At 62.2% G+C, this 24235-nt stretch carries 21 protein-coding genes and 6 tRNA genes; 11 read left to right on the forward strand and 16 right to left on the reverse strand.

All coding sequences use genetic code 11. The features are described from left to right. Positions 1-34 precede the first annotated feature (34 nt). Positions 35-1015: an HAD family hydrolase gene (locus AUCHE_RS04165; protein WP_006502027.1), complete on the reverse strand. Its 981-nt coding sequence runs from the start codon at positions 1013-1015 to the stop codon at positions 35-37. Between the two features lie 48 nt (positions 1016-1063). Between AUCHE_RS04165 and AUCHE_RS04170 the strand changes: the two genes are divergently transcribed. After that, the gene (locus AUCHE_RS04170) at positions 1064-1822 is read left to right on the forward strand and encodes a YaaA family protein (RefSeq protein ID WP_006502028.1); all 759 of its coding nucleotides are present in this window, start codon (positions 1064-1066) and stop codon (positions 1820-1822) included. Between the two features lie 35 nt (positions 1823-1857). On the opposite strand, the gene AUCHE_RS04175 is transcribed toward AUCHE_RS04170, so the two are convergent. The 7 genes from AUCHE_RS04175 to AUCHE_RS04205 form a co-directional block, all read right to left on the reverse strand. Then, positions 1858-3069 (reverse strand): bifunctional RNase H/acid phosphatase, encoded by a 1212-nt coding sequence (locus AUCHE_RS04175; protein ID WP_006502029.1) that lies wholly within the window; start codon positions 3067-3069, stop codon positions 1858-1860. A 14-nt stretch (positions 3070-3083) separates the two neighbouring features. Next, positions 3084-3821 carry a zinc ribbon domain-containing protein gene (locus AUCHE_RS04180; RefSeq protein WP_006502030.1) on the reverse strand — a complete coding sequence of 246 codons (738 nt, stop codon included), beginning with the start codon at positions 3819-3821 and terminating at the stop codon, positions 3084-3086. Beyond that, positions 3818-4726: a Nif3-like dinuclear metal center hexameric protein gene (locus tag AUCHE_RS04185; RefSeq protein WP_052024818.1), complete on the reverse strand. Its 909-nt coding sequence runs from the start codon at positions 4724-4726 to the stop codon at positions 3818-3820. Before AUCHE_RS04185 ends, AUCHE_RS04180 begins: the two co-directional genes overlap by 4 nt. Position 4727: 1 nt before the next feature. Next, a tRNA-Val gene (locus AUCHE_RS04190) sits at positions 4728-4800 on the reverse strand. 177 nt (positions 4801-4977) lie between these two features. After that, entirely contained in the window at positions 4978-6021 is a 1044-nt protein-coding gene (locus AUCHE_RS04195; RefSeq protein WP_006502032.1) for a zinc-binding dehydrogenase, read from the reverse strand. A 94-nt stretch (positions 6022-6115) separates the two neighbouring features. Continuing rightward, complete coding sequence (locus AUCHE_RS04200; protein WP_006502033.1) at positions 6116-6595, reverse strand: redoxin domain-containing protein; 480 nt, start codon at positions 6593-6595, stop codon at positions 6116-6118. Positions 6596-6672: 77 nt separating this feature from the next. Continuing rightward, positions 6673-7092 (reverse strand): DUF3052 domain-containing protein, encoded by a 420-nt coding sequence (locus AUCHE_RS04205; RefSeq protein WP_006502034.1) that lies wholly within the window; start codon positions 7090-7092, stop codon positions 6673-6675. Between the two features lie 225 nt (positions 7093-7317). Between AUCHE_RS04205 and aceE the strand changes: the two genes are divergently transcribed. From aceE to AUCHE_RS04235, 6 genes are all read left to right on the forward strand, one after another. Next, a complete protein-coding gene (aceE, locus tag AUCHE_RS04210) occupies positions 7318-10086 on the forward strand; it encodes a pyruvate dehydrogenase (acetyl-transferring), homodimeric type (protein ID WP_006502035.1) in 2769 nt (922 codons plus the stop codon). A 794-nt stretch (positions 10087-10880) separates the two neighbouring features. Further along, positions 10881-12065, forward strand: a complete 1185-nt coding sequence (locus AUCHE_RS04215) for a PucR family transcriptional regulator (RefSeq protein WP_245706805.1) — start codon at positions 10881-10883, stop codon at positions 12063-12065. 79 nt (positions 12066-12144) lie between these two features. After that, on the forward strand, positions 12145-13098 hold the full coding sequence (locus tag AUCHE_RS04220; protein WP_040321557.1) for an ACP S-malonyltransferase: 954 nt from the start codon (positions 12145-12147) through the stop codon (positions 13096-13098). After that, positions 13095-14159 carry a beta-ketoacyl-ACP synthase III gene (locus AUCHE_RS04225; protein ID WP_006502038.1) on the forward strand — a complete coding sequence of 355 codons (1065 nt, stop codon included), beginning with the start codon at positions 13095-13097 and terminating at the stop codon, positions 14157-14159. Before AUCHE_RS04220 ends, AUCHE_RS04225 begins: the two co-directional genes overlap by 4 nt. Positions 14160-14266: 107 nt before the next feature. Then, a complete protein-coding gene (locus tag AUCHE_RS04230) occupies positions 14267-14515 on the forward strand; it encodes an acyl carrier protein (RefSeq protein WP_006502039.1) in 249 nt (82 codons plus the stop codon). Positions 14516-14662: 147 nt separating this feature from the next. Further along, the gene (locus AUCHE_RS04235; protein WP_006502040.1) at positions 14663-15916 is read left to right on the forward strand and encodes a beta-ketoacyl-[acyl-carrier-protein] synthase family protein; all 1254 of its coding nucleotides are present in this window, start codon (positions 14663-14665) and stop codon (positions 15914-15916) included. A gap of 111 nt (positions 15917-16027) precedes the next feature. Here AUCHE_RS04235 and AUCHE_RS04240 read toward each other — a convergent pair whose 3' ends face one another. Further along, positions 16028-16537 carry a DUF3145 domain-containing protein gene (locus AUCHE_RS04240; protein ID WP_006502041.1) on the reverse strand — a complete coding sequence of 170 codons (510 nt, stop codon included), beginning with the start codon at positions 16535-16537 and terminating at the stop codon, positions 16028-16030. Positions 16538-16995: 458 nt separating this feature from the next. On the opposite strand from AUCHE_RS04240, the gene AUCHE_RS04245 reads away from it, so the two are divergent. Together AUCHE_RS04245 and AUCHE_RS04250 are read left to right on the forward strand one after the other, a co-directional pair. After that, positions 16996-17262 (forward strand): hypothetical protein, encoded by a 267-nt coding sequence (locus AUCHE_RS04245; RefSeq protein ID WP_006502042.1) that lies wholly within the window; start codon positions 16996-16998, stop codon positions 17260-17262. 184 nt (positions 17263-17446) lie between these two features. Then, positions 17447-17520 (forward strand) — tRNA-Ile (locus tag AUCHE_RS04250). A gap of 94 nt (positions 17521-17614) precedes the next feature. Here AUCHE_RS04250 and AUCHE_RS04255 read toward each other — a convergent pair. Continuing rightward, on the reverse strand, positions 17615-18121 hold the full coding sequence (locus AUCHE_RS04255; protein ID WP_006502043.1) for a MarR family winged helix-turn-helix transcriptional regulator: 507 nt from the start codon (positions 18119-18121) through the stop codon (positions 17615-17617). 60 nt (positions 18122-18181) lie between these two features. Here AUCHE_RS04255 and AUCHE_RS04260 point away from each other — a divergent pair, with 60 nt between their 5' ends. Beyond that, positions 18182-19135, forward strand: coding sequence for a DMT family transporter (locus AUCHE_RS04260; RefSeq protein ID WP_006502044.1), 954 nt, complete (start codon positions 18182-18184; stop codon positions 19133-19135). Between the two features lie 619 nt (positions 19136-19754). Here AUCHE_RS04260 and AUCHE_RS04265 read toward each other — a convergent pair. The 6 genes from AUCHE_RS04265 to AUCHE_RS04285 form a co-directional block, all read right to left on the reverse strand. Further along, a complete protein-coding gene (locus AUCHE_RS04265) occupies positions 19755-19973 on the reverse strand; it encodes a hypothetical protein (RefSeq protein ID WP_155889036.1) in 219 nt (72 codons plus the stop codon). A gap of 14 nt (positions 19974-19987) precedes the next feature. After that, the gene (locus AUCHE_RS16905; RefSeq protein WP_006502045.1) at positions 19988-20206 is read right to left on the reverse strand and encodes a hypothetical protein; all 219 of its coding nucleotides are present in this window, start codon (positions 20204-20206) and stop codon (positions 19988-19990) included. A 751-nt stretch (positions 20207-20957) separates the two neighbouring features. Beyond that, positions 20958-21031, reverse strand: a tRNA-Val gene (locus tag AUCHE_RS04270). A 135-nt stretch (positions 21032-21166) separates the two neighbouring features. Further along, positions 21167-21243 (reverse strand) — tRNA-Val (locus tag AUCHE_RS04275). A gap of 11 nt (positions 21244-21254) precedes the next feature. Beyond that, positions 21255-21328 (reverse strand) — tRNA-Cys (locus AUCHE_RS04280). Between the two features lie 42 nt (positions 21329-21370). Further along, a tRNA-Gly gene (locus AUCHE_RS04285) sits at positions 21371-21443 on the reverse strand. Positions 21444-21898: 455 nt separating this feature from the next. On the opposite strand from AUCHE_RS04285, the gene glgX reads away from it, so the two are divergent. Next, positions 21899-24136 (forward strand): glycogen debranching protein GlgX, encoded by a 2238-nt coding sequence (gene glgX, locus AUCHE_RS04290; RefSeq protein WP_040321430.1) that lies wholly within the window; start codon positions 21899-21901, stop codon positions 24134-24136. The last annotated feature ends 99 nt before the right edge of the window (positions 24137-24235 follow it).

The raw sequence follows: 24235 nt of genomic DNA on the forward strand, positions 1-24235 counted from the left end.
GTGTACGCATACGTTCGCTTCTATGCGTATACGGTCATCTTCCGGACGACCAGGTACGCAAGGCCTCGGCTACGGCTTGAGCCACCCCGTCGTCGTCGTGATGAGGAACGACCGCCGTCACGCACTCGGTGACCTGTCTATGAGCATTGGCCGGCGCGAAAGCGGTTCCGGCCCAGGAGAGCATCGACAGGTCGTTCGGCATATCTCCGAAAGCCCATACCTGCGAAGCCGAAAAACCTCGCTGTTCACACCATTCACTCAAGGCACGTGACTTCGTCGCCTGCGGAGCAGTGATCTCCAGTAGTCCGACCGCCCCGGAATAGGCGAGGCATCCGTCGACGCCCACTGCATCCTCAGCCCTGCGGTACAGAGTGTCCTGATCCAGCTCAGGGCACCGGCCGACGAGCTTTCCCACGGGTCTTGCGTTCTCGGAGGAGAGCCATCCTCCGATGTCCTCGACTACCGTGCCCGAGTCATCACCGATATCAGTCACGAATGTCTCCTCACGCACGATGCACCCTGCCGTTTCCACAGCCAAACTCACAGCGGGCAGCGCGGAACGGAGCGAACGGACGACGTTCACGGCACCTTCCTTGGAGAACACCTGAGCATCGATCACTTCCCCTGATCCTGCATACACGACGAAGGCTCCGTTACCCGACAGGATGACGCCCCCAGGTTCGACCATGTCCGCCACGGCGGACAACCAACGTGGCGGACGAGCAGTCACCATGACGTGGACTCCACCTGCGGCCACATACTGCTCGAAGATCCGCCTGGTGAAATCAGAGACGAAGCCTTGCGAATTCAGCAAAGTTCCGTCGAGGTCGGTGGCGACCACCGCAGGAAAAGGCAGTTCAGCGATAGTTTCTCGCCAACGCGGCGAGGCCCGACGGATGGCGGTGGGTGCCTCTTGGCTGCCTTTGCTCTTGCCAGCGCATTCGAAACGTCGACGATGTTCTCTTCGGATGCAGTTGTCCGCGGAGTCCTTCTCTTGGTGTCGTCCCGCTGCCATGGAACTATCCTCCCAGCAGAGAAGGGCGTTCCAGCACCACGACGTAGCATGTCCGACGTGCTCATCCTGCTACCGCCGTCAGAAGGGAAGTCCGCGAGCAAGCGAGGACGACCCATGGACCTCACAAAGTTGTCCTTCCCCTCGCTCACGCCCACTCGCGAAAAGATCTTGTCCGCCCTGATCGATACGAGTGCCAGGCCGGATGCCTTGTCCTTGCTGAAGTTAGGTCCATCACTTGCTGACGAGCTGGCGCGTAATCTACGGCTCGAGGAAAATCCTGCGCTACCGGTCGCTGAGCTGTATTCCGGGGTGTTGTACGACGCCTTGGACCTGGATTCCCTCGACTCGGCTGCGCGGCGTCGAGCAACGCGATGGGTCGTTGTCGCTTCTGCGCTCTACGGAGCTCTGCGGCTGACCGACCGGGTCGCTCCGTACAGGTTGTCCATCGGAGGTTCTCTTCCCGGGTTACCTAAGCTCGCCCGAGTATGGCGGGAACCACTGCAGAACGCGCTCGCGCCTGTCGCCACACGGGGTGTCGTCGTGGACTGCCGCTCAGCGGTCTACCAGGCGGCGTGGCCGGTCGATGCAGAGTTAGCAGACAGATGGGTTCAGGTACGAGTACCCGGGGCGTCACATCATGCCAAATACGCCCGCGGTCTCGTGGCCCGAGCGATCTGTGAATGCGGGATCGATGCGGAGGCCCCGGCCGACCTTGCCACTCACCTTTCGGGTCATTTCGACCTGTGGCTCACAGCTCCGACCCGATCTCGGGCCCCGTGGCTGCTAGACGTGCACCGTCCGAGCTGAGAAGAACTCGTCGGAGGCTGACGATACCGGACCCGTCAGGAAAACCGGAGGTGATGGGTGTCGTTGACGACGTCGATCGCACAAACCCCGTCTTGCCAACGACGTAGTCTGGTCAACGACGCCGGGGCCAGGGTCAAGGACCAGGGAGATCTCAGGCCCAGAACATGGTCCAACACCGTCAGCATGGCGGCGCGGTGACTCACCACCACCACGGCCTTTCCCTGGGTCTCCGGTCCGGAGGTGAGCGCTTCGTAGGATTCGAGAACCCGAGCGGCCAGCTGCGCGCGGGATTCTCCCCCCGGTCGGGCGTACGAGGGGTCGCGGCGTAAAGCTTCATACGCGTCGCTGTCTTCACGGCACGCCCTAGCGACCGTGTATCCCTCCCAATCGCCGAAGTGTTGTTCGTCCCATCTGCCGTCGGTGGTCAAGGGCACACCGAATTCCGCGGCGATGATCGCCCCGGTCTGTTGCGCTCTCGTCAACGAAGAAGACACGATCTGAATCTGACCGTCCAGAAAACGACCGGACAAAGCCTTCGCCAGCAGGCTGGCCTGCTGCCTACCTTCTGAGGTCAAAGGCGCATCGCTGCCGCCGCGGCCATCCAGAAGCCCGGCACTGTTCGACTCGGTGATCCCATGTCGAACCAGGAAAATCTGAGTCGGCGGGGCGAGATCGGGTTCGGCGTCTCTGTGCGCACGAACAGCATCCCGAGCGGCTTGTGCTGCTGCGCTCCGACCTTCGGGCCGTGACACCACGATTTCGTCGGAACCGGCCACATCCTCCAGCGGGATGCATTTCTCGCGCTGATCCGACGAAGAGTGGACCCGGTCGACGCTTTTCCCGTCCATGGCCACATTCGACAACGCGTCAGCAGCTTTGTTCCTCTCTCGGGGGATCCAGGCGAATGTGACCTTCCCACCCGCCGTTTTTCGGGCAGCCACGAGCAGGCGTGCTTCGTCGGCGAGCCGTCGCATGTCCTCATGTTTGATCTTCCATCGGCCGGACATCTGCTCTACGACCAGTTTGGAATCCATCCGCACATCGACATCGGCAGCAGGATCCACCTCCGCAGCAGCCTGGAGGCCTGCGATCAGTCCTGAATATTCGGCGACATTGTTGCTGGCTTTGCCGAGAGGCTCCGCGCGTTCTCTCAGAACACGGCCGGTCTCCGCATCGCGGACCAGTGCGCCGTAACCGGCAACACCGGGATTGCCACGCGAACCCCCGTCCGCTTCGACGACGAGCATGCGGGTCACCTTCGTCACAGACCGGAATCAGCTGTACGGACCATGATGCGTCCGCACTCTTCACAGCGGATCACGTCGTCAGCCGCTGCTGCGGCGACCCTTGCGATATCTGCTCCGAGGAGCTCCAAACGGCAGCCTTCGCACCGACGATGGACCACGGCGGCTGCGCCCATTCCAGTCTGAGCCCTGACCTTCTCGTAGAGCTTCATCAGCGATTCGTCGACCGAAGGTACGATCTCAGCCCGCTTCAGCTCCAACTCATCCGCCTCTGTGGACAATACGGACAATGCTGCATCTCGTACCCGGCGTGCTTCGCGGACGGACTGCTCGAAACGCGCCGCTTCGGCCTCGAGAGAAGCCACCATGAGATCAACAGCCTCGGCTCGCTCCATGATCTCGAGTTGTTCCTCTTCCAGGACGTCCTGACGCCGACTCAGGGAGTCGAGTTCGTGCTGGAGGGACTGCAGCTCCTTGGGCGAGCCGATTCCGCTGTTGAGACGAGCCTGATTGCGGGCAGCCCTGTCGCGGACGAGCTGCACGTCGTCCTCTGCCTTCGTGACATCGCGTTGCACGTCCGTCTGCTGCATACGGGCCCTCACCAGATCGGAATCTGCTGAGGTCTTCTCAGCCGAAGCCACGTCCAAGATCTGCTGCTCGGGGAGATGCGCGCGGCGGTGGGCTATCTGCGCCAACCGCGTGTCCAGCGCCTGCAGGTCCAACAGACGCATCTGGTGTGCGTGGTCGGCTTTCACCCGTTCATTCCCTCCTGGCCCTGGACGATGTCGGGTCCGCTGTTCCCGATCACGAAGGTCCACGGGTCCGTCACGATCTGACTGACATAGGTCTCGACGGACCCGCCGCTGGCGCCCAAGCCTGCGACGACACGACGAGACGCTTCCTCGAGCCACAGCCACTCCGTGGCGAAGTGACCCGCATCGATGAGATATGGCGTGCCGCCCCGTGATTCCTCACGGCTCTCCAGGACGGGATGGTGGCGCAGGTCTGCGGTGACGTAGACATCGGCACCACGCCTGCGGGCCACATCGATCAGGGAGTCACCGGCTCCGCCCAACACAGCCACGGAGGACACTGGAGCGTGGGCAGGTCCGGCGACGCGGATGCCGACCGGAGCGCTCGGGAGCGCCGAGGACAGTCTCGCCGCGAAATCGCGCAAGGAGATCGACTCGCTGAGACGCCCGAAACGCCCCATCGCGCGACCTTCCTCAGTGGTCAGCGGCTCACTCTCATGCACTCCGCAGGCCTCGGCCAATGCGGTACAGACGCCAGGCTCGGCGACATCGGCATTGGTGTGTGCCGCGAAGAGCGCGATGTCGGAAACGATCAGTGAGGTGACCGCAGCGCCTTTGGCTGTGTTCGTCCCTACCCCGTGCACGCCCTTCATCAGCAGCGGATGATGGGTGATGATCAGATCTGCTCCGGCGCTACGGGCCTCTTCGATCACGGAGATCGTTGGATCCACCGCGAAATGAATGCGGCGGATCGGTTGCTGGAGGTCTCCGGTCACGAGCCCTACATGGTCCCAGGACTGAGCGGTCTCCGCTGGGTAGAGGCGCTCCAGGACCTTCAGAACGTCACACAGCAAGACATCCGCTTCATCATCCGGCACGCCTAGGGGAAAACCCGGTGTGTCGTTCATGTGGGCCCGGCCGGGTTCGAACCGACGACACCCGCGGTGTAAACGCGGTGCTCTACCAACTGAGCTACAGGCCCTTGCCGCAAAAATCTCCGGCAGGTGGGCCTATTGTGCCAGTCATCGGCCGCCACCACGAAGTCGCCCACCTGGTGTGGGCGCCACAGGCCCTCCTCTACGCCTATCACGATGCTGGCCGCTTCAGTCTGACTCGAGGTCTGCCACCTACCGGAGCAATGCTTTTCAGCAAGTTACCTTCATGGTTGGACGAGTATCCGGATGGGATTTCCCCTCCGTTCCCGCAGAGCACTGATCCCTTCGTGAATATCGGAAAGAGCGATGATCGAACTGACCGACTCACTGAGATCGAGACGGCCACGGCTCACCATCTCCGCCAGGGATGCCACGTCCTGGGTCTGATACCCCAGATGCCCCAGGAGCTGTTTACGCCGCAGGTTGAAGTCCAGGATCGGGCCGATCTCGATTTCAGCGTCACTCATCCCAACACTGACCGCTCGCCCCTCCGTGTCCAGCCAGGCCACGGACTGCCGCAATGTGGCCGGGATCCCGACGGCATCGAAAGCCACGTCCAGCATGCGTCCGCTCGTCAGCTCGGCGATCTGCCGACCCAGTTGCGGATCGTCACTGCGCAGTGCAGCATCTGCGCCGAGCCGCAGGGCCCGCTCCAGCGCATGGTCATCGATGTCGACCGCGATGATCGGCATCCCACCCGCGAGCTTGGCCAACTGCACCAAGTGGCTTCCTACGCCGCCCAGACCCCAGATCCCTACCGATTCCCCCAGACGCACCTGGGCCGTCCGGACCACAGCTGCGTACGGAGTTGATACGGCATCGGCGAGAAGCGCAGCCTGCTCCATAGGCACACCCTCCGGGATCCGAGTCAGACCAGTGGCCTTCGCCAAGTGGTATTTCGCCCAGGCACCGTCGTAAGCAAAAGCCATCAATCGCTTGTCGAGACAGTTCGCCAAAGCCCCCCGCAGACAGGCGCGACAACGAAAACACGCTTGACCTGCCGCCGGGATGACCCTGTCCCCCACCGCCCATCCGAACACCTGGGAGCCGACCTCGACAATCGTCCCCGAGGCTTCATGTCCCTGCGTCACCACCGGCAAGAGTGCAGGGAAATGGCCGTCGATCAGAGAGATGTCCGAGTGGCAGATCCCGCAGTAGGCCACCTCGATGAGCACCTCGCCGGGTCCGGGCCTGGGAACGGGTACTTCTTCGAGCCGCGTGACCTTCTCTGCGGAGTGGAAACGTGCTGCCAACATCGAATCGACCATTGCCCCATCCTGGCCCTGAGAGCGACAGCCGTCCAGGACGAATGATGCACGCAGGAAAGTGATCCCGGTCACCGGCCGGACGGAGGCCTCGGACTCAGCGCTCGCGGGACAACTCGCCCACCACGAGATCGACCGCGGAGAAATCCCTACGGGAAGAGCGGTCCTGCACCGACGACCATCTGATCCGCAGATCCCGGTCAACCAGGAAGGTGCCGCGATGGGAAGCGCCGTCAGAAGGGTCGAAGACTTGATAGGCCTCAGAGACAGCCCCGTGCGGCCAGAAATCGCTCAACAGCGGGAAGAAGAAAGCCTCTGCGTCGTCCCAAGCACGCAATGACGGCACTGGGTCACAGGAAAGGCCGACCGGATGAACTACGTCATTGTCGAACCGGCCGCGGTCGTCCCTCAGCTCACGAAGCTCACCGGTGCATATCCCGGAGAAGGCGAAAGGAAAGAACACCAGCAGCACCGCCCTGTCCGATACCAGGCATGACAAAGTCGTCAACCGCCCGAACTGATCGGGAAGCGTGAAATCCGGCGCCGGAGCGCCGACCTGGAAACGCTGCGCAGTCATATGGTCACTGTGCCAGACATCCCTGATGAGACGGGAGACGCCCTGGGGGAGTCACCCGCTCTCATCAGGGAGAACGTTCAGCGTCGACCGGACTTGGGCGTCACCAATCGCGTTGCAGACCAGTGCTGGGTGAGGTTCAGGCAAGCCGCCGCCTGCAGACCTGCGGTCGAAGCCGCTTCGGCGACATCGCTCGCATCGACCTCCCCGGGTAAGCCCACCTTCGGAGTGAGTAGAGCGATGAAACCCTCGTCCTCCAAGGTCGTCAGGGCATCGACCAGCGCATCCGTGAGATCGCCATCGTCGTCTCTCCACCACAGCAGAACGGCGTCCACCACATCGCCGTAGTCTTCGTCCTCCAGGGGGACACCGAGAACGTCTTCGATCTGATCTCTCAGCTCGTCGTCGACATCGTCGTCATACCCCAACTCCAGCACCACCTGCTTCGGCGCAAAGCCGAGCTTGGCCACCGCACTGGCATTGGCCGCGGTCTGGCCCACGCGGACACCTCCCTCACCTGCGGCATCTGTCGATGCCGGTCTCTGTCGTGTCGTTAAGTTCATCTGTTCACAGCCAATTCTGCAAGCACCACCAGGTTCATAGTGGCGCGTCGTACCCCCATCGGACGACTTCAAGCATCTCCGTCGCCGAACCCGCATGTGACCTTTGTCCTCAATAGGTGCGAGGATGGGTTGACGCCAATCTTGCTGGAGGAAGGACCCCACGTGCCGATCGAGGACGCCGGCCCTATTATCAACGGCCTGCCCAGTCGTTTCCCGGACATCGACCCCGAGGAGACGCAGGAATGGCTTGAGGCACTCGACCTGCTCATCAAGGAAAAGGGTGAGCAGCGAGCCCGATACATCATGCTCAGCCTGCTGCAGCATTCGCGTGAGCAGCATGTCGGCGTGCCCTCCTTGACCACGACCGACTATGTGAACACGATTCCCGTCGAGGCCGAACCGTGGTTCCCGGGCGACGAAGACCAGGAACGAGCTTTCCGTCGTCTCATTCGCTGGAACGCCGCGGTCCTCGTGCACCGTGCGCAGCGTCCCGGGGTCGGGGTCGGCGGGCACATCTCGACGTATGCCTCGGCCGCGACCCTCTACGAGGTGGGGCTCAACCACTTCTTCCGCGGACAGGACCACCCCGGCGGCGGAGACCAGGTCTTCTTCCAGGGGCATGCCTCCCCCGGCATGTACGCCCGCGCCTTCCTGGAAGGTCGCCTGAGCGAAGCCCAACTGGACGGTTTCCGCCAGGAGCACAGCCACATCGTCGACGGCAAGGTGCAGGCCGTTCCGAGCTACCCCCATCCCCGTCTGATGCCGGAGTTCTGGCAGTTCCCGACGGTCTCCATGGGGCTGGGCCCGATTAATGCCATCTACCAGGCGCAGTTCAACAAGTACTTGCACAACCGGGGCATCAAGGACACCAGCGAACAGCGTGTGTGGGCTTTCTTGGGCGACGGTGAGATGGACGAGGTCGAGAGCCGTGGCGCCTTGCAATGGGCGGCCAATGAAGAGCTCGACAACCTCACCTTCGTCGTCAACTGCAACCTGCAGCGGCTGGACGGGCCGGTCCGTGGCAACGGCAAGATCATCCAGGAGCTGGAAGCGTACTTCCGCGGAGCCGGATGGAATGTCATCAAGTGCATCTGGGGCCGAGGCTGGGACGAACTGCTCGCCGCGGATGTTCAGGGCGCCTTGACACATCTCATGAACAACACCCCTGACGGGGATTACCAGACCTTCCGCGCCAACAACGGCAAGTTCGTCCGGGACAACTTCTTCGGACGCGACCGACGTACTCTCAAAATGGTCGAGAAGTGGTCCGACGAGGACATCTGGTGGAAACTCAAGCGAGGCGGTCACGACTACCGCAAGGTCTACGCTGCCTATGACCGCGCCATCCGCCACACCGGTCAGCCGACGGTCATCCTGGCCAAGACCATCAAGGGATATACGCTCGGCGAGCACTTCGCCGGACGCAATGCCACCCACCAGATGAAGAAGCTGGCCATCCAGGACCTCAAGGACCTGCGCGACACCCTGCACATCCCGATCAGCGACGAGCAGCTCGAGGCAGACCCGTACCGTCCGCCGTTCTACCACCCCGGGATGGACGACGAGCGTATCGACTACATGATGGAGCTGCGGCAGAAGCTCGGTGGATCCGTTCCGGAACGGCGGGTCAAGAAAGAGACCATCCACCTGCCCGACTCCTCAGCCTACGCTGCAGTGAAGAAGGGGTCCGGAAAGCAGCAGGTCGCCACCACGATGGCCTTCGTCCGTCTCCTCAAGGAGCTCATGCGGGACAAGGAGTTCGGGAAGCGCGTCGTTCCGATCATTCCTGACGAGGCGCGTACCTTCGGGATGGATTCCTTCTTCCCGACCAGCAAGATCTACAACCCGCACGGGCAGAACTACACCTCGGTCGACGCCGAGCTCATGCTGGCGTACAAGGAATCCCCGCAGGGCCAGATGCTGCACCTGGGGATCAACGAGGCCGGTTCAGTGGCCGCGTTCACCGCTGTCGGTTCCTCGTACGCCACGCACGGGGAGCCCATGCTCCCGGTCTACGTCTTCTACTCGATGTTCGGTTTCCAGCGCACCGCCGACGCGATCTGGGCCGCGGCCGATCAGATGAGCCGCGGATTCCTCATCGGCGCCACCGCTGGACGTACGACCCTGGCAGGTGAAGGTCTCCAGCACATGGACGGGCACTCCCCCGTCCTCGCAGGTACCAACCCGGCCATCGTTCACTACGACCCGGCCTACGGTTACGAGATCGCCCACATCGTGCAGGACGGGCTTCGTCGGATGTACGGCGAGAACGCCGAGGACGTCATCTACTACCTGACGGTCTACAACGAGCCGATCGTGCAGCCGGCCGAGCCGGAGAGCGTCGATGTCGACGGCATCCTCAAGGGGATGTACCTCCTGAAGGAGGGGCAGCTCCCTGAAGGTGCAGACCCGGCGCAGACCCCCCGGGCGCAGCTGCTCGCATCGGGCATCGGGGTGCCGTGGGCGCTGGAGGCCCAGGACCTGCTCCGTAGCGACTGGGGAGTCGCAGCCGATGTCTGGTCGGTGACCAGCTGGAACGAGTTGCGCCGCGAAGCATTGGAATGCGATGAGGCCAATTTCCTCACACCGTCGGATGCTCCTCGCGTTCCCTATGTGACCCAGTGTCTGGCCGATCGTCCCGGCCCTGTGGTCGCCACCAGCGATTACATGACGCAGGTCCAGGATCAGATCGCACAATGGGTCCCCGGCGACTTCGCTGCTCTCGGCGCCGACGGCTTCGGCTTCTCGGACACTCGGCCGGCGGCTCGCCGCTACTTCCACATCGACGGTCCGTCGATGGCGGTGCGCGCACTGCAGCTCCTTGCCGAGCAGGGCAAGGTCGACCCGCAGCTTCCCCAGGCTGCAGCCGAGAAGTACCGCCTGCTCGATGTCACCGCAGGAACGTCGGGTAACGCAGGCGGCGACGCCTGAGTTCACCGATGACGCCGAGCTGAGGTAGCAACACGAATTGATGCCGGGATCCCCGTCGGGGATTCCGGTATCAATGTTTCTCCATACGGTTTTCGACCTCGACGCTTTTTGGAGAGACCGCCCGGCAGGAGCTGATAATTTAGAATCAAGTAATGCATCCGCAGGCAATCCGCACCATATTTTTATTTCGAATCATCAAAGGGATTTCTCCTTGATGGAACAAGCCCATCCAGCCATTCAGCAGCGAGCACACAGAGCTCCACCTGGCGGGTAAGTACAGAAAGCTCTTCCACTACGAATTCGCCACCTAGTCGGCCATTCATCACTCCGTCCGAGATCCTGGACAGAAGTAGCGTCGATAAGATCGGATGCTGGAGCCCAGCCTTCAGTACACGGCCGAGAATGCAGCGCTGGGGCGGAGATCGACTCTTCCGAGGCATATCCCTCCAGGGCCGATGTTCCATTTTAAGCGAGGACTTCTCGAGTGAAAACATGGCCAGAGCAGGCTCCGTGGCCACAATGTCGTCAACAAGATGGCAGTTCTCGTGAACGCGAACGAAAGAACGCCCGCTCCGATTAATCACCCCAGGCATACCCCGGCCCATCAACGTGCACGAGAACTACAAGGTGCCTCCGGAAGAGCAGGTAGAGCATGCGCACGCAAAACAGTCGAGACAATCATGAAGGAAGTGCGGTGGGGTGTGCCGACGTAGCGGGTACTGGATTGCCGCCTCAACCGGGCGGAGTCGTGAACTTAGTACGTCCCAAGCCTGGTGAACCCCTAAAATCGTGCAGTGACCTCAGGGCGCGCATATGAAGGAACCATCCGAGCGGTTGAACGGTCAGCCGGATGGTTGACCACTGCTGCTTACCGGCACATGGAGGAGAATCTTCCTTGGTACAAAGCACTCTCTGCCAAGGAGAAGGCCTGGGTCGGCACCGCCGTCCAGGCTGGATTCGCTGCCTTCGTCTCCTGGTACGTCAACACTGAGCGAGGGGAGGAAGCGACTGCGGATATCTTCACCACGGCCCCTCGGGCATTGATCAGGGCGATGTCCTTACGCCAGACGCTGGATCTGTTGCGCACAGTGGTGGACGTGGTTGAAGAGCATATTCCTGAGCTCGCGATGCCTGGCGAAGAAGGCGCACTGAGAGAAGAGGTCCTGCGTTACAGCCGCGACATCGCTTTCGCGGCTGCACAGGTCTACGCCGGGGCAGCAGAGGCGCGAGGCGCCTGGGACGCGCGGCTGGAATCCCTGATCGTCGACGCTGTGCTCCGCGATGAGGGCAGTGATCTGGTGACCAGCCGCGCTGCTGCCTTGGGTTGGGACCAGGTCGAGGATGTCGCCGTCATGATGGGGTCGGTTCCTTTCGATCGGGACGGACATGACATCGAACGGTTGCGCGCGCTGGCCGCGCGGCTGGAGATCGAACTCCTGGTATCGACTCAGGGAAACCGCCTGGTGCTCTTTCTCGGAGCGGTCGGTGAGATCGATCCGGTGGCGCAGGCCTTGGTCGAGGCTTTCGGGCCCGGGCCGGTGGTGGTAGGTCCGATCGTCGCTGGGCTGAGTCTGGCGGGGATGTCCGCGAGCGCTGCTGCGGCAGGATTACAGGCGGCTCCGGCCTGGGCGGGTGTTCCGCGTCCGGTATCGAGTGCGGAGTTGCTGCCGGAAAGGGTCCTCGTCGGGGACGGCCAGGCGCGGGATGAGCTGGTGAGGCGGGTCTACGCGCCTTTAGTGCATTCCGGGGGAGGTGCCCTGTTGGAGACCTGTACCGCCTATCTCGCATGCGGTCGGTCCTTGGAGGCTGCTGCCCGGTTGCTCTTCGTGCATCCGAATACGGTCCGTTACCGTCTCGGCCGGATTGCCCAGACCATCGGATATGACCTTGCTCAGCCTCGTGAGGCCTATGTAGTGCAGGTGGCTCTGGCGGTGGGCCGACTCGCGGAGAGAAGCGATTCCATTTCGGCAGAGTTGTAGGAAGGGTACAAAAAGTTCTTTCACTTCCTGTCGATCTCCCGAGTGCGGGAGATGTGTCCCCTGCGACAGGCTGGTGCTCGTGCTCGCAATCGTCTGCCCTGGACAGGGCTCCCAGTCCCCCGGTTTTCTCACCCCATGGTTGGAGATACCCGGCGTCGCGGCGCGTCTGGATCGGCTCTCGTCGGAGGCCGGCTTGGACCTGAGACTGCACGGTACGGTGTCCGATGCGGACACCATCCGGGACACCGCGGTGGCCCAGCCGTTGATCGTCGCAGCGGGGTTGCTGATTGCTCCGATGTTGGTCGGGGAGGACATGGGGAGCAGCTCGGCTCTGCCTGAAGTCACCGATCTGGTGGCCGGGCATTCCGTGGGTGAGCTGACGGCAGCAGCTATCGCAGGGGTGTTCTCCTCTGCTCAGGCCATGCGTCTGGTGAGGGCGCGCGGGCAGGCCATGGCTGCAGCAGCCGCGCGGAGGAAGACCTCGATGAGTGCTGTGCTCGGCGGCGATCCCGAGGAGGTGTCCACTGTTCTGGGACGGTTCGGTCTGGCTCCGGCGAATGTCAACGGAGCCGGACAGGTGGTTGCCGCGGGGACGGTGGAACAACTCGCCGGGTTGGCGGAGCATCCTCCGGCACGTTCTCGGGTCGTTCCGCTCGACGTCGCGGGGGCCTTCCATACCGAGTGGATGGAACCGGCATCAGCTGTCCTGGCGAGGGCAGCCGCCGACATCACTCCCGATGACGCTCGGATCACTTATGTGTCGAATCAGGCAGGGCAGTCGCTCAGGGACGGCGTGAAGATTCTCGATCTCGTCGTGGGCCAGGTCGTCCGTCCGGTGCGTTGGGACAAGGTCATGGAGAGCATGCTCGCTGCCGGGGTGACCGGGCTAGTCGAGTTGGCGCCGGCAGGCACCCTTACCGGGCTGGCCAAACGGGCCATGAGGGGCGTGGAATGTGTCGCGGTGAAAACTCCTGGAGATCTTGACGGCGCTCGGGCCCTTATCGCTCGTCACCAGACGAAGGCGATGGCGTGAGGACGGTCCGCACCGTCCGTGGGCCCGAGTTCACCCGGATCCTGGGGATCGGTGATTACCGTCCGGGCCGGGTCGTCGGCAATGTCGAGTTGTGCGAACACATCGATTCCTCGGACGAGTGGATCCGTTCCCGATCGGGCATCCGACAGCGGCGGCAGGCCGAGCCGCACGAATCCGTGGTGGATATGGGTGTGGCTGCTGCACAAGCTGCTCTCGATCAGGCCGGGTTGCCCGGCGAGAAGGTTGATGCCGTCATCTGTGCGACCATCACACATCCCTGGCAGACACCTGCTGCCGCGCCGCTGATCGCTCACCGGCTGGGCGCCGGTGCGGCTGGTGCCTACGATCTTTCAGCTGCCTGCGCCGGGTACTGCTACGGCATCGCCAACGCCGATGATCTGATCCGCGCAGGCCGGGCACGACATGTCGTGGTGGTCGGGGTCGAGAAACTTTCCGATTATCGGAATCTCTCCGATCGTGGCACCGCTTTCGTCTTCGGGGATGGCGCCGGGGCCGCTGTGGTGGGGCCTTCGGACACTCCGGGGATCAGCGTGACCACCTGGGGTTCCGACGGCAGCGGACATCAGTTGATCACCCAATCGGCGAGCTGGTCGGAGATGCAACGTCGTTATGCCCCTGAATCGACAGGTCTGGTAACGGAACCGGAAGAGCTGTCGGACGCGGAGTCCAGTGATGTCTCGCGCTGGCCTTTCATCGACATGCAAGGCCCTTCGGTCTTCCGCTGGGCGGTCTCGCGGATGGGTCCGGTGTGTGAGCAGGCCTTGGCCAACGCCGGTGTTCGGGTGGACGACCTGGACGTCTTCATTCCGCATCAGGCCAATAGCCGCATCATCGAGGCGATGGCCAGACGCCTTGATCTGCCGCAGCGGGTCGTCGTCGCCGATGACATCACCGATATGGCGAATACGTCGGCGGCCTCGGTCCCCCTGGCCACAGCAGCTCTTCTACGAGACCGCCGAGCCAAAAGCGGTGACCTAGCTCTTCAGATCGGATTCGGGGCCGGTCTCAGCTGGGCGGCTCAGGTGGTCGTCCTGCCCTGAAACTTCCCGTTGGCCGGCGGGTGATTCGGCTGCATCGTCAACATCCTTGGCATCCCTTGGCTCTCCCCTCATGGGGACAGACACTCACCGAGAAGGAGCACAACATCATGGCTATCAGCACTCAGGACGTCCTCACCGGCCTGGCCGACATCGTCAACGAGGAGACCGGCGTGGACACCGCCGACGTCCAGCTGGACAAGTCGTTCATCGAGGACCTCGACATCGATTCGCTGTCGATGATGACCATCGTGGTCAACGCCGAGGAGAAGTTCGGGGTGACCATCCCTGACGAGGAGGTCAAGAACATCCGCACGGTGGGAGACGCGGTCTCCTTCATCACCGCAGCCCAGAGCTGAAATCGCGGTCATTACACCGGCAGGGGCTGCCCGGGGACTGGTCTTCCGGAGTCCGGGCGCCCCGCCGCCGTGAACCGTTTGACACGACTTCATCTCCCCGTCCGTCTGATCCGCGTCCACCACCGTTCGCCCTTGCAGGAGTCATCCATGGCCGTCCACGCACTCAAACGCGTCGTCATCACCGGTATCGGTGCCACCACTCCGCTCGGAGGCGACGCCCCCTCCACCTGGGAAGCTCTCCTGGCCGGGCGTTCCGGGGCCCGGAGACTCCCCTACGAGTGGGTGGTCGAGTACGACCTGCCGGTGCAGATAGGTGCGCCCTTGGCGGTGTCTGCTTCCGAGAGCCTGTCCAAGGTGGAGCAGCGTAGACAGGATCCCTGTGCCCAGTACGCGTTGATCGCTGCCCGAGAGGCGTGGGCCGACGCAGGCAGTCCCGATGTCGCTCCCGAACGGCTTGCCGTGTCGATCGGGTCGGGTGTGGGCGGGGTGCAGACCCTGGTCAACCAGTGGGAGAACCTGCGCACCAAAGGGCCTCGTCGGGTCTTTCCTCTGTCCGTTCCCATGCTGTTGGTGAACAGCCCGACGGCGACGGTCTCGCTGGAGCTCAACGCCCGGGGAGGAGGACACACTCCGGTCAGCGCGTGCGCCTCCGGCGCCGAGGGTATCGCCATGGGGCTGGACATGATCCGTCAGGGACGTGCCGATGTGGTCGTCGCAGGAGGGACCGAAGCAGCGATCCACCCTCTTCCGATCGGCGGATTCGCTGCCATGCAAGCGCTTTCAACCCGCAACGGGGATCCTGAGCGAGCTTCGCGTCCTTACGACCTGAACCGGGACGGTTTCCTCATCGGCGAAGGCTCCGCCCTCATGGTCCTGGAGTCCTACGAATCAGCGCTCGCTCGTGGGGCGAAGATCTACGCGGAACTGGTGAGCGCCGGGATCACCACGGACGCCCATCACGTGGCTGCTCCGGAGCCGGACGGTGCGGGCGCCGCCGCAGCCATCTCCTGGGCATTGACCGCCGGTCGAATCTCACCCGATGAGGTGGCCCATATCAACGCCCACGCCACCTCGACCCCGGTGGGCGATCTCGCCGAGGCGAAAGCCATCCGCTCCGCCCTGGGGCCGGTGGCTTCCCGGATCCCGGTGAGCGCCACCAAATCGATGACCGGGCATCTCCTCGGAGCTGCAGGATCGTTGGAAGCTATTTTCACCGTGCTCGCACTGCGTGACGGTCAGGCTCCGGCGCAGATCAACTTGGACGATCCTGACCCGTCGATTGAGCTGGATATCGTCTCCGGAGCCTCCAGAGAACTTCCAACCGGTGACATCGTCGCATTGGACAACAGTTTCGGATTCGGTGGGCACAATGTGGTCCTCGCGTTCCGACGGTGCAGCTGACCTCTGCACTGACAAACGGTGGGGCATCGGTGGTCGGCGCCGGCGCCCCACCAATTGTGTCTGTCGTCGAAACGGACCGCCCAGGTCTGCTGTCCTGATCAGGTTCATCGTCTAACCCACCTGGTGAAGCCATCGGACGGAACCGGTGTCACCGGCGTGCCGGAAGGGTTCCAGCTCGCAATCCCAAGGCTCCCCCAAGGCGATCTCGATCTCCCGCCGGACCAGGGCATGGCCTCCTGAACTGAGTGCTGCTCGTAGGCGGTTCTCGCTCACCAGTATGTCTCCCGTGGTGGACACGACGGTGTGATGGACGCCCAACGAGGGGGTGTATGCCCAGCGTGATCCGTCGATCCCGTCACTGGGTTCTTCGACGACCTCGAAACGGATCGTCCGGAAACGACGTAACGCGCTGGCCAGATGAGCCCCGGTTCCTGGAGACGCCGCCCAGGAGAGCTCCATCCGCACGAGGTGCCGTCCCAACGGCTGTGCCGTCCATCCGATGTCGACCTGCTGCTCGAAAACAGCTTCCAACGCCCACCCGATATGCGGGCATAGTGACGACGGCGTCGAGTGGATATACACCACGCCCTGGGTCAGCGCAGAGCGCGTCTTCATAGACATCCGAACCTCCTGTGTTCTGCTGAAGGACGTCTTCCCCAACGCCCGATCAGCTCTCGTGCAGGTGGTCGCCTGTCCAAGTTCAGTTCGCCCTTAAATACATTTAATACTTACTGCCCGCCCTCTCCCTTTTAGCTTGCGCTGCAAGCGCTTTGCGGCCATTCTGCCGCAGCCATGCCCCTTCGCCAAGAAGTACTGACGAGATCTTTACACACACTTTTTCCTACTGACGGATTCCTGATGCCTGACAGTCCTACCTGCCCAGATGCCTCACGAGTGCCACGGGAGCGCCTCAACTGGCCGTTTTTCTCGACGAATACGACTGTCCTGCAAACAGTTGGACATATGCCCAGCAAATAAAGTTCACTGTTCCCACTGGGGAAGAACAGTCGATCGCTTGGTGCGCGGTGGGACGCGGCTGCGGGGCGAATCGACGTAAAGATTTCTTTTGGGGGAATTTCATGAACGAACACGTACATCTGCCTGCCCCCGGCATGCAGAGCGCCATGGCCATCCTGACGGCTCGTGTACAGAGCATGGACGGTGGCTGCAGCGTGAACGAATACGTCGATGTGTTGCGCAGCGAGATGAGCGGCCAGGATCCGCTGATCCTGGCCAGCGCCATGGCCAGTCTCGCCTCGGCTCTGCTCGCGATCGCATCGGGGGGGACGAAGATCCCTCCTTACGAGCTGCTGTCGACGATCGGTCTTACCCTGGCAGACGCATGATCGTGTGACAGTCGGCCGCTATGCGGCTAAAGGGGCGCCTGGAATCCTCGTGGAGGTTTCCAGGCGCCCTCGTATATCTATCCCTGCCGTGGTGCTGATCGGGGGTCGGTCGACAACTCGAGGACCTGCCCCGGTTACACTCTGCGAGGAGCGAGGCGCAGGAACCCCGGTTCGGCACTCGTGAGGGCCAGTAGCTCAGCCGGTCAGAGCAGCGGACTCATAATCCGTCGGTCGTGGGTTCAAGCCCCACCTGGCCTACCCTTCACCTGACATGGATCTGCATGTAAGGACATGAACCGTAGAGACGACTCTACGGTGTTCGGGCGCGAGCCTTCCTATCGATGCCCTGCCTTCACGCTTCCGCGTCGAGCGCGGATGCCCAGCTCCGGAGCGCCTTTTCCAGAGATGCCTGGTCGCCGGAGCCGAGTAACGCGATGAGTCTCGATTCGTTGGCCATGTGATCGGTGAAGGCTGCGTCGATCACACGGAGACCCGTCTCGGTCAGCCGCGCCATTTTGGCCCTGCCGTCGCCGGAGGATGAGGGAGCACGCTCCACCAGCCCTGCCGCCTCGAGCCTGTCCAGGCGCTTGGTGAGTCCACCTGTCGTGATCATCGTGGTCCGGGCCAGCTCGGCGGGCTGCCGCTCGTAGGGCGCACCTGCCCGTCGCAAGGCGCAGAGCACATCGAACTCGCCTTCGGTGAGCCCATGTGCCTCATGGACTGCCGAGATCCGCGCGGAAAGAGTGGCTGTGAGTCTGAAGAGCCGCCCGAAGACGCCTTGCGGTGAGGGATCGATGTCGGGCCGCTCTCGACGCCATTCAGCCTGGATACGATCGACGTGGTCCGCTCCACAGGTCACTATCTCAAAATATCACTTCCCGGGAAGTCTCATTGCTTCCCAGGAAGCTATATTGCTTCCATGGAAGCAATGCGCCTACGCGATGTCCTCACCACGGCTGTCGCACCTACCGCCTGGGGGTCCACCTATTTCGTCATCCGACACTGGCTGCCCGCCGGTATCCCGCTGACCGGAGCGGCACTGCGCGCCCTGCCGGCCGGCCTGCTGCTGATGCTCCTCGCCCGCCAGCTCCCCCGAGGGTCCTGGTGGTGGCGCACCGCCCTCATCAGTGGACTCACCGTCGGTGGCTTCTTCGCCTTGATCTACGTCGCCGGTCAACGACTGCCCTCAGGTGTCGCGGCCACGCTGATGGCCAGCTCCGCCATCGTCCTGCTCGTCATGGGGCAGGTACTTCTCGGTGAGAAAGCACCCCTACGCAAATATGTCGGAGGGTTCGGCGGGATCATCGGCGTGGGGTTACTCGTCGGCGGAGCTTCCCTCACTCTCGACCCGATCGGCGTCGCTGCTTCTCTCCTCGCAATGACTTCGTCTTCACTGGGCTTCGTCCTCACCAAACGGTGGCAGCCTCCCGTCCCGCCCCTGACCTTCGCCGCGTGGCAGCTCACCGCAGGAGGGCTCATGATCGCGCCGGTCGCGCTGATGATCGAAGGCAACCCGCCGCCGTTGGAAATGAGCGCTGTGGTCGCTTTCACCTACCTCGTCATCATCGCCACCGCTCTGGCCTACGCCGTCTGGTTCCACGGCCTACAACGCCTTCCCGCAGGCACGGTAGGACTCATCGGACTACTCAACCCACTTTCCGGGACACTGATCGGACTTCTGGCTGCCCACGAGAAGCTGAGCACGCTCCAGGTCGCCGGCACCGTGATCATCCTCGCCGGTGTGACTGCAGGCATCGACCGCAAACCCGAGGAACGCGGAGAGATTTCTATGGAATCCACTGGAGAGAAACCAGCTGTGCCACACGCAGAGAAAACTCCTTCGGATTCAGAACTGCTCTGCACGAAGCAGTAGGATCGGCGTCAAGACAATCCTTCGACTTGAGCACACCATAAAAATTCCACGGCCGCAGGCGTACATCTCTTCGGGTTGCACTAAAGCGAGTCGCAGAGCCTTGCGTCGGCATGCGCAGAACTCCGTGAGCGCGTACCCCAGCTCACTCGGCTGGTCATAAACCGGCGAGTCCAGAAGGGGCGAGCCAGGCATGACCTCCGACGACCTGACGACCGACGGATGGCGCATTCAGTAAGGACGGTTGGTTGTCGGGGTGAATCGTACCCCAGAGCGTGTCGTCCGGCTGCGCCGGCAGCTCACGGACGAGTCGTTGCCGGGCTGGGGCAGCCACTATCTCGTCGAGCAGCGGGATCATGACGCACACCATCTCCGGCAAGGCAGTCCGCCACCGCCCGGATGGCCCACCCGATGCCACATCAGGACAGGTCAACGCGGCGTCAGCACTTCCTACAAGAACTCGATGATCCACAGGGTGTCGATCTGTTGAGGCCTGTTTCGGCAGGGAACATCCACCGAATATCGCCTTGTTCTGTGGTGATACTAATGGCCGGCCGGATTCGGAATCACGCCTTTCATGACAATAGAACTCAGATATCGAGCCGATCTCGAAATAAATGCCTCATCGCTTCTCCTCCTGCTTTCTGCCAATGTAGTTGAATAACTTCGCAGTCCCCATTGCGACAAGAGAACTCAATAGGAAGATAGATATGGCGAGGAGGACATTTTTGAGGCTCAGCTTTTCGCTGCCCACCCCAGAAGTCCATAACACTAATATCGCAAGTAAGACCGCAGTGACCACCTGCTCCCCAGGTGATATTTTCCAGTGATCATTCATCATCTGATGACACTCCATCAATAATTCCCCGAGTCGCCGATCCCGAGCTCCGAAACAATATATTCTTCCGGAAGGTTCAAGGATGTAAAATCTCCGTCGGAACCGTTTGCGTCCTTGACGTCCACTCCGAATGGAGCATTGAGGAGATTCTTGACCTTGCCCCCATCGATCCCGATATCTTGAGCTGAATCTGATCCCATCGTTGCCCCGAAGCCTACCTTCGCCGCATCATGCATGGGTTGGATGCGACACGGCCCGGGGAAGTCGCGCAGCCCTACTACGCCAGCGGGGCCCGGTGCTGAACAGCTCGGAGGTCGGCGCCCATCCGTAAACGCCTCGATAGGCTCCGGCCCCTCAGCGTGTGGCCATTCCGCGGGTGCGGACGCCACCCCGCAGGACATCGACCCACTCAGGGGCAGGGAGTGCCGCTCCCCCGGCCCGACGATCAGCCTCGCGGCGATGTGTGACCTCGTTCAAGGAGACACAACAAGTACTGGCGGCTGTCCCCGGTCGACATCACCTACATCGACACTGCCACCTGAACCGCCCCTCACCTGTCCGGCGGACGGCCGGAGTCGCCCCTCTTCCCGATCTCGATCTGCACGTCACGGAGTAGCTCGACCAGCCTGAGGCTACGGAACAATGCGCAATGGCCGGACAAGCAAGGTGACTCGATCTACCCCTGTTCGGCATCGACACAGAAAACGCGTTAGGCACCGGCCGCGCCTCGCGCACAGGCATATCTGCCTGGGAAAGCCTCATCCAGCACACGACGTCCCACCGATAATGGAGCATCGTGGGGGCACGGAAAACGATCTCGACGATGGATGCTAGACCGGCGGAGTGACCGATCAGGAATGGGCCTTCACCGTTACCTCGCACCGCTGGCATCCGATCGGCGCTCTAACGTGGTTCCTACACGGCACAGCAACAAGGCCCGAACCTTTCCACTTTTTAGTGGTTCCAGGTTCGGACCTTGTGTGCGGGTGGACGTAAAGGGACTCGAACCCCTGACCTTTCGCGTGTGAAGCGAACGCTCTAACCAACTGAGCTATACGTCCGTACTCGACATGTTGACGAGTGCAGAAGCGACTCTATCAAACTGTCGATTTGAGTGACCTGAAAGGAAACTCACAGCAATCTCAACTTCGAGAGGGACTCGCATCAGCTGATGCGAGTCCCTCTCGAAGTACTGCTGGTGGGCGATACAGGACTTGAACCTGTGACCTCTTCCGTGTCAAGGAAGCGCGCTAGCCACCTGCGCCAATCGCCCAAGATAAAGAGTGGAGGTGGAGACGGGATTTGAACCCGTGTACACGGCTTTGCAGGCCGTTGCCTCGCCTCTCGGCCACTCCACCGTGAGAGCTCCAATACCCTCTTTTAAAGGCCTGGGGCCTTCGAGCGGACGACGGGACTCGAACCCGCGACCCTCACCTTGGCAAGGTGATGCTCTACCAACTGAGCCACGTCCGCTTGCTTTTCCCGCTGACTTGCTGTCCCCGGGTGCCCCATGACATTAACGCATTGGATGCACCTCGTCCAACTCGGCGAGAGAGTTCCCGCACCAGAGGCCTCGCGACACCCCCTAAAACTCTTGTTAAAAAAGGAAATTCACAGATGGAACGGCTTCCGAGGGGCTCGTGGTGGCCGCTCCACGCGGTCCAGCCAGCCGCGATACTCCCTTAGAACCGTCGCCAGCGCGCGTCCCGCATCGCTCATCCATCGCTCAACAACCCGATGACGCGCCGCAGACCTCGACCCACCCCACGAACAGACCGGTCTCAGCAACACATGTCATCCCAGCGACAAAGCCCATTCGCAGCGGGGTCCGGTTCCCTGAAGCGGAGTATCGTTGCCGCTCGCGTGGCTTCGTCTACGCACGGCACCGGACGGACACTCCGGCCGGCAGGATCGACGAAGTGGGACACATGGACATCTGGCCTGGCAAGGCATACCCCCTGGGCGCCACCTATGACGGCTCCGGCGTCAACTTCGCCCTCTTCTCGGAGATCGCCGACAAGGTCGAGCTCTGCCTGATCGACGGTTCCGGCGTCGAGGAACGCCTGGAACTCACCGAGGTCGACGGCTACGTGTGGCACGGATATGTGCCCAACCTCCAGCCTGGTCAACGCTACGGATATCGAGTGCACGGCCCCTACGAGCCAGAACAGGGGCACCGCTGCAATCCCAGCAAGCTTCTTCTCGATCCGTACGCCAAAGCCATCCACGGGGCCGGGAGCGGAGACGAATCGCTCTTCTCCTACAAGTTCGGTTCCCCGGAGACCTTCAACGACGCCGATTCCCTCGGACACACCATGCTGTCCGTGGTGATCAATCCCTTCTTCGACTGGGGACACGACAGGCCGCCGCGGCACGAGTACCACGAGACCGTGCTCTACGAAGCCCATGTCAAAGGCCTGACGATGACCCACCCGGAGGTTCCCGAAGACATCCGCGGAACCTATGCTGCGATCGCGCACCCGGCGATCATCGGATATCTCCAGGATCTCGGTGTGACAGCCATCGAACTCCTCCCCGTGCATCAATTCGTGCAGGACACCCACCTGCAGGAAAAGGAACTGCGCAACTACTGGGGATACAACACCATCGGGTTCCTCGCACCACACAACGAATACTCGGCGACCGGAACACTGGGCCAGCAGGTCACCGAATTCAAATCGATGGTCAAAGCACTGCACGAAGCCGATATCGAAGTCATCCTCGATGTGGTCTACAACCACACCGCCGAAGGAAACGAATTCGGTCCGACCATCTGCTTCCGAGGTATCGACAACTCCGCCTACTATCGCCTGGTCGACGACAACAAAGAGCACTATTACGACACCACCGGAACCGGAAACAGCCTCCTCATGCGGCACCCCCACGTCTTACAGCTGATCATGGATTCGCTGCGTTACTGGGTGACGGAGATGCACGTCGACGGCTTCCGCTTCGATCTGGCCGCCACGCTGGCACGCCAGTTCCACGAGGTCGACAAATTGTCAGCATTCTTCGACCTCATCCAACAGGACCCGATCATCAGCCAGGTGAAACTCATCGCCGAGCCCTGGGATCTCGGCGACGGCGGATACCAGGTCGGTAATTTCCCCCCGCTGTGGACCGAATGGAACGGGAAATACCGCGACACTGTGCGCGACTACTGGCGCGGAGAAGCGGCCGCCCTCTCCGAATTCGCTTCCCGGCTCACCGGAAGCAGTGATCTCTACGCACATTCAGGTCGTTTCCCGATCGCCTCGGTGAATTTTGTCGTCGCCCACGACGGATTCACCCTGCGTGATCTGGTCTCCTACAACGAGAAACACAACGACGCGAACGGTGAAGGGAATGCCGACGGCGAGAGCCACAACCGTTCCTGGAACTGCGGGGAGGAAGGCGACACCGAGAACGCCGACATCCTGGCACTACGCCGCCAACAGGTTCGCAACATGCTGACCACACTGATGCTCAGCCAAGGGGTACCCATGCTGGCCCACGGCGACGAACTCGGCCGCACCCAGCAAGGAAACAACAACGTCTACTGCCAGGACAACGAACTGTCCTGGATCGACTGGGAACTGTCCCGCGAACAAGAAAGTCTGCTGCAGTTCACCCGGTCGTTGATCCAGCTCCGACAGGAACACCCGGTCTTCCGTCGACGCCGCTTCTTCCGCGGTAACGCCGACCACGGCGGCGAGTCCGAACTACGGGACATCGTCTGGATGGGGGTGAACGGCGAGGAAATGCGCGAAGAGGACTGGCAGACCGGCTACGCCCGCACCTTGGGGGTCTTCCTCAACGGAGACGGCATCCAAGCCCCCGACGCCCTCGGCCGACGAGTCCTCGACGACGACTTCATCCTCATGTTCAACGCCCACAGCGAAGCCGTCGAATTCACCATCCCCGACCCGTTGGAACACGCCGACCTACGGTGGCAGGTCGCGATCAACACCGCCCTCGCCACAGGGCTCCCCGACCCTAATGCAGCCCTGCTCACCCCCGGTGACTCCGTACCGGTGGCCGGTCGATCCGTCCTGGTGCTGCACAGCATCCCGATGCCCGAAGAACCGGACGACATCGAAGAACTCGCCATGGCCAATGCCACCTCGTCGGCCTTGCCCGGGGCGCCGGAATCCCTCTCCTCGGCCCGGACGGAAAAGCAGGACTGAGGCCCCTCCACGCCGTCACCGACATCGTGGGGCCGGGAGATCCTCTCCCGGCCCCACATATCGAGCTGGTAGCCGCACCGAACCTGTGCACCCACCGAG

Origin of the sequence: Austwickia chelonae NBRC 105200, assembly GCF_000298175.1 — a bacterium.
In the GTDB taxonomy this organism is placed as follows: domain Bacteria; phylum Actinomycetota; class Actinomycetes; order Actinomycetales; family Dermatophilaceae; genus Austwickia; species Austwickia chelonae.